6 protein-coding genes and 2 pseudogenes are annotated in these 5,525 nt (G+C 61.4%); 1 reads left to right on the forward strand and 7 read right to left on the reverse strand.

Annotation, left to right across the window (positions count from 1 at the left end; genetic code table 11):
- Window positions 1-236 (reverse strand): annotated as a pseudogene (locus MOV75_RS25960) (NAD(P)/FAD-dependent oxidoreductase); the annotation flags it as partial.
- A gap of 15 nt (window positions 237-251) precedes the next feature.
- A complete protein-coding gene (locus tag MOV75_RS25965; protein ID WP_246930393.1) occupies window positions 252-410 on the reverse strand; it encodes a hypothetical protein in 159 nt (52 codons plus the stop codon).
- Window positions 411-499: 89 nt separating this feature from the next.
- Here MOV75_RS25965 and MOV75_RS25970 point away from each other — a divergent pair, with 89 nt between their 5' ends.
- Window positions 500-1,153: a TetR/AcrR family transcriptional regulator gene (locus MOV75_RS25970; protein ID WP_246930395.1), complete on the forward strand. Its 654-nt coding sequence runs from the start codon at window positions 500-502 to the stop codon at window positions 1,151-1,153.
- 337 nt (window positions 1,154-1,490) lie between these two features.
- Here the strand turns inward: MOV75_RS25970 and MOV75_RS25975 are convergent, their stop codons facing one another.
- The 5 genes and pseudogenes from MOV75_RS25975 to MOV75_RS25995 all read right to left on the reverse strand — a co-directional run.
- Window positions 1,491-1,949, reverse strand: a complete 459-nt coding sequence (locus MOV75_RS25975) for a nuclear transport factor 2 family protein (RefSeq protein WP_246930397.1) — start codon at window positions 1,947-1,949, stop codon at window positions 1,491-1,493.
- Between the two features lie 144 nt (window positions 1,950-2,093).
- Window positions 2,094-2,567, reverse strand: a complete 474-nt coding sequence (locus MOV75_RS25980; RefSeq protein WP_246930399.1) for an isoprenylcysteine carboxylmethyltransferase family protein — start codon at window positions 2,565-2,567, stop codon at window positions 2,094-2,096.
- A gap of 21 nt (window positions 2,568-2,588) precedes the next feature.
- Window positions 2,589-3,482, reverse strand: a complete 894-nt coding sequence (locus MOV75_RS25985) for an NAD(P)/FAD-dependent oxidoreductase (RefSeq protein WP_246930401.1) — start codon at window positions 3,480-3,482, stop codon at window positions 2,589-2,591.
- Between the two features lie 629 nt (window positions 3,483-4,111).
- Entirely contained in the window at window positions 4,112-5,311 is a 1,200-nt protein-coding gene (locus MOV75_RS25990; protein WP_246930404.1) for a multidrug effflux MFS transporter, read from the reverse strand.
- A gap of 60 nt (window positions 5,312-5,371) precedes the next feature.
- Window positions 5,372-5,525 (reverse strand): annotated as a pseudogene (locus MOV75_RS25995) (NAD(P)/FAD-dependent oxidoreductase); the annotation flags it as partial.

The raw sequence follows: 5,525 nt of genomic DNA on the forward strand, positions 1-5,525 counted from the left end.
GCGAAGCGGTTGCGCGGCAGGCCGGTATCGAGAACGGTGACCTTGCGGCGGGCACGGCCGAGCTGCAGGGCGCCGGCGAGACCGGCAAAGCTGCCGCCGATGATGATGACGTCATCCATGGTGATGGGCTCCGTGTTGGGGATGGAGGGGGACGCGTTGGGCTTGGCGGTGGCCTGAGCGCGCGCGAGGCCGATGGTGGAAAGCGCGGCCAGCTTCAGCAGGGTCCGTCGTTGCATGGGATCCCTCGTGCCTTAGGTCGGCGCAATATCGTCAGACGATACGCGCTTGAGACGGGCAGCGAGCCGGGCTTCGGCATCGACGAGAAAGTCGCCCATCACTGTGTTGACCGGCCGGACAACGCCGCATTCGAGATCGCCGGGCGGCGCGGGGAAACTTGATTTGGAGGACAAGTTGGAACCTACCAATTGGCTTGCACATTTCAGATACTATATGGTATCGTAATGCAAGAATTAGAATACTGTCAAGTACTGGAATTGTCGTGACCGAAAACAGACAGGGCCGGCGCGGCCGGCCCGCCAACGAAGCGCTTGGCCAAACGATCGTCGACGCCGCGAGCGAACTCTTTGTGGAATTGGGTTTTCAGGCGACGACATTGGACAAGGTCGCCCAGCGGGCGAAGATATCCAAGCTCAGCATCTACAGGCACTTCGAGAACAAGGAGGCGCTGTTCGGCGCGGCCATCGCGGCCGGCTGCCATCAGTCGTTTGCACCACAGGCCCTTCTTGAAGGCGTCGACGGTTCGGTCGAAGATCAGCTCATGGCGGTGGGATCATCCCTGCTTCGCACGCTGTTGAGATCAGACGTCCGCAGTGTCGAAGCCATGGTCATGGCCAACAGGACGAATCAAAACTCGTTAAGCAAGCTCCATTACGAAGCCGGCCCCGGCCATGTCATCGCCCAAATCGAGGCCCTGTTGCGTCGGTTGCACGCGAAGGCGCTTCTGAACGTGCCCGATCCTCTCCGGTCCGCCCGCTTGTTTGCCGCGCTTTTCAAAGGATCCGATCTCCTGATGATCGCACGCTTCGGTCAGGCGAGAGCAGAGGACGACAACGAAATCGATTCCTATTGCCGGTCGGCCGTCGCCTTGTTCATCGCCGCGCACGGCGCATTTTGCCAAATTTGCGGCCGGTAGCGCACCAGTGAACTCAACAAAAAGCTACCTAGAAACAGTCAACACCGATCTGGTATTCGAGAAATTCGCGGACTGCCTGTCCGCGGAGGCGCAGATGCGGAGGCATTACGCGGACGCATTCGAGGCTTGGGACAGATCGGCGGCACTCAGTTTCGAACGGCGCAGGGATTACCAAGGCACGCGACATCCAAGTCAGCAACATCGGGACTTGCATTCCGCACGGTGGCGATCCGCTTCCCGGCCCGCTTCAGCAGCAGCCAAATCCTCTACCCACCACTCCCCAACCCTCGCCAACACCAACGCCAAGCTGATGGCGGGATCACACGAATGATCCGCGTCAGCTCACGATTGGTCCAGCCGCAGCTTCATCCAAACCGGCACGAGCTTGGATAGCGAGGCTTCGTTCTGCAGCCTGCGAGTCGAAGTATTCCTCAATCGAATAAACCTTGCCCCATCGCAACTTGAAGACGTGGACGCCCCTGTTCACATACAGGCTTTGGCCGTCAAGTAGCCTCGCGTTGGCCCGCCACTTGACGAACACTGTGGTATTCCATGGCCAACCCGTCACCTCGACCTGCTCAATATCTATGTGAAGCTTCGGGAAAACACGGCCCATGCGCTCGAACCACTGCTTCACCGATTGCTTTCCATGTCGCTCACCCCCCAACGCATGATCTCCGGCAACCCAGTGATACGCGTTTGGTGTTAGGCCCTTTGCAGCATCATCCCAACGCTGGTTGTTGACATGATCGAAGCTCCTGCGGATCTCTTTTTTGACAATTAGACTGTAGACCATTGATGCCCCCTGTTGTTGGATAGCCGACGGCTCTGCAAGACTGATGGATACTTTCCAGATACTGAAAGCTGCTCCGGGTAACGACGGCGATCTGTCGGGAAAGCTGGCTGACGGGCGGCCACGCAGGCGGCAGCGGCGCAATAGTCAGAGCCAGCGGCGAACCTCGGCCTTGTAGCGGCGGTAGTCGTCGCCGAACTTCGCTTCGAGATAGCGCTCCTCGCGGGCGATCACCTGCGTCTGGATCGCGATCAGCACCAACGGGAGCAAGGCGAAGGCGATCGGCCCGTCGAAGCCGATCGCAAGGCCGGCATAGATAAGCGCCATGCCGAGATACATGGGGTTGCGGGTCCACCGATAAGGACCGGTGGTTGCGATGAGGGTCGTTGGCTGCGACGGCGGAACGTTGGTGCCCAGCCGCCGGAACAGCCCCGCCGCTGCAAGCATCATCGCCGCGCCGGCAACGAACAGCAGCGCGCCCGTCGCGACCAGCAACCGCCAGTCGATGCCGAAAGAGCGCTGGGTGACGAACCGCTCCGCCGCCAGCCCCAACAGCAGCGCTCCCAGATAGACGAAGGGCGGAGGGAAGCGCACACCCGCGCTGTCCGGTTCGACGGCCATGCTCATCTCCAATCTGTGCTCTCAAACCAGCATCGACTGCTGGGCGAAGATACCCGCCATCGCGCCCTGCGATGATGCCTGGGTGACCGAGGGCAAGAAGGGCGTGGTGAGGTCGCCGGCGGCGTAGATGCCGGGCATGCTGGTTTGGCGGCGCTCGTCGACCTTGAGGGCGATGCCCGAGGGCGTATCGATCGTGGCGAGGCCCAATGATTCATGCAGGCTTGCGGAGGGCTTGTTGCGCGGATGGGCGAACAGGATGTCAACCGCGACATTGCGGCCGGTATCGAGATTGACGGTGGCGATATGGCCCTTGTGATGGGCGATCTCGGTGATCCGGCCATCGACGACAGCTATGTTGCGGCGCGCCAGATCGGCCTGGATATCAGGCGGAATGTCGTGACCATCGGCGAAGAGCGTCAACTTGTCGGTCCAATCGAGGAACAGCCTGGCCTGATTGTGCGACTGCGGGCCGGACCAGACGAGGCCCCAATGCTGGCCGGCGACTTCAAAGCCGTCGCAATAGGGGCAGGGCACGATGGACGTCCCCCAGCTTTCGGCAAAGCCCGGAACGTCAGGCATCTGGTCCACGATGCCATAGCTCAGGACCAGGCGGCGCGCCCCAAGGCTTTCGCCATCGCCAGTGAGGACGGAGAATTTGTCGATGTTGCCAGAGATGCTGTCGGCCCGGGCATTGACCAGCCTGACCGTGGGATAACGCGCCAATTGCTGCCGCGCCTCGGCCAGGATGTCCAATGGTGGCTTGTGATCGTGGCCGAGCAGACCATGCGAGTGGCCGGCGAAGCGGTTGCGCGGCAGGCCCGTATCTAGAACGATGACCTTGCGGCGGGCACGGCCGAGCTGCAGGGCGCCGGCGAGACCGGCAAAGCTGCCGCCGATGATGATGACGTCATCCATGGTGATGGGCTCCGTTGGAGGACAGGTTGAAACTTACCCATTGGCTTGCCTATTGCGGAGACTGCATGGTGTCGTAATTCAAGAATTAGAATACTGTCAAATACTTGAATTGTGGTGACCGAAAACAGACAGGGCCGGCGCGCCAACGCCGGCGGGCTCGGCATCATCACCGGCCTGACCCGGCGGACGCCGGAACTCTTGGCTAAGGCGCTATGTAGCTTTGCCAAGGGTAGGCGAGAGCAGGGCCGCCATGGAATGCAAGGTCGTCGAGGTCTCTCAACTCGCCAACGCACGCGGTGAAAAGGTCGAAGAATGGTTCCTGCTCAGTGAGGTTGTGGCGGTCTACATTGACCAATCGTTGATCGAGAACGGCGTCTCCAACACGGCACTTGCGCGTCCGATACTGCGTGCCGGCCGAGAGACTACCTCGAGGTCAGGACCGAGAACATGTTCGAGATGAAGCGCCCACCTGGCAGCAGCAAACCGGAATTCCACGGCACTTGATGCCGAGGGGAGAAGGCACAATTGTCAAACTGGTGAAGTTTTGCCGCGTTTGCCCGACGGCGTAAGCCGGACTTCGCAAAGCTGACGAGCGACTGAAAAGAAACGCGCGCGGAGTCATGCGCCAATCAAGATCCTGGGCCTCGCGCGTACAGGCCAAGAGCCAGCAGGGAAAATGCGCTCATCACGACGCCCAGCGCCAACATTGCTTCATGCGACACTGTGGCAGCAAGCCATACGCCGATCGCGGCGACCATCATCTGCAAGAAACCCAGCAGCGCCGAGGCGGCGCCGGCCTTCTCCCCGACTGGAGAAAGCGCCCGCGCAGTGGCCAGTGGAATGACAACACCCGCCCCGAGAAGAAAAACGCATATCGCGGCCAGAAAAGGCAGGAAAGTCGGACTAATCATCGAGATGAGCACGATCGCAAGGTTGCTGGCGGCCGTCGCGCACAAGCCGGCCCGGATCGGGCCATCGAGCCCGTAGCGTGATGCCAATCTCGATGCAAGCATACCCGCGGCGGATACGATGAAGACGGTGCCGGCGAAAAAGAGGCCTAGCTGGATCGGCGTAAAGTGCAGCGCTTCGATGAATAGGCGCGGTGCAGCGGAAAACAATGAGAACATGCCCCCTATGATGAGGCTCGAGGTGATCGCGGGGATAGCGAAGCGACGGTCGCCAATCAAGCCGGCATAGGTCCTGCCGATGGCAACTGGGTTGAGCGGCGTGCGGATCGAATTGTGGGTTTCGCCGAGAACGATGCCGTAGGCAACGGCGCCGACGGCAGCAAAGGCCGCGACCAGCGCGAATTCGGCGCGCCAGCCCAGACTGTGGTCGAGTGCGCCGCCAAGCAGTGGCGAGAACCCGGCAGCAGCGGACATCACGATCATGATGAGCGCCATCGCGCGTGCCAGCGCTGCGCCGCTAAACATGTCGCGGGCGATGGCGCGAGACAGCACTGCCGTCGCGCAAGCACCTGTTGCCTGCACGACGCGGCCGACAAGGAGATTAGGCAGGTCGGTTGCCAGACCGCACCAGACGCTGCCCGCGAAGAACACGGCAAATCCGATCAGGACCGGCCAACGTCTTCCATAGCGATCCGAAACCGGTCCGACCAGGAGCTGGCCCAATCCGAACACCGCAAGAAAGACGGTGATGGCGGACGTGACCGCCGCACTCGTGACATTCAATGAGATCGCAATGTGCGGCAGAGACGGCAGCAAGATGTTGGTCGCCAGCGTTCCCATCGCGGTTAGGACGGAAAGGACGGCGATGGGCAGGGCGCTGGAGGTGGGAATGCGCCGCACGGGATTGACCAGGTCAGCCATCGGAGCTTTCCGGTATGAGGGATAGGTACGTTAAGACGGCGAGTGACGCGGTGCGCGACGCGGTGGCTTGTGATCGTGGCCGAGCAGACCATGCGAGTGGCCGGCGAAGCGGTTGCGCGGCAGGCCGGTATCGAGAACGGTGACCTTGCGGCGGGCACGGCCGAGCTGCAGGGCGCCGGCGAGACCGGCAAAGCTGCCGCCGATGATGATGACG

The organism is Bradyrhizobium sp. PRIMUS42 (assembly GCF_023006515.1).
Taxonomy (GTDB): domain Bacteria; phylum Pseudomonadota; class Alphaproteobacteria; order Rhizobiales; family Xanthobacteraceae; genus Bradyrhizobium.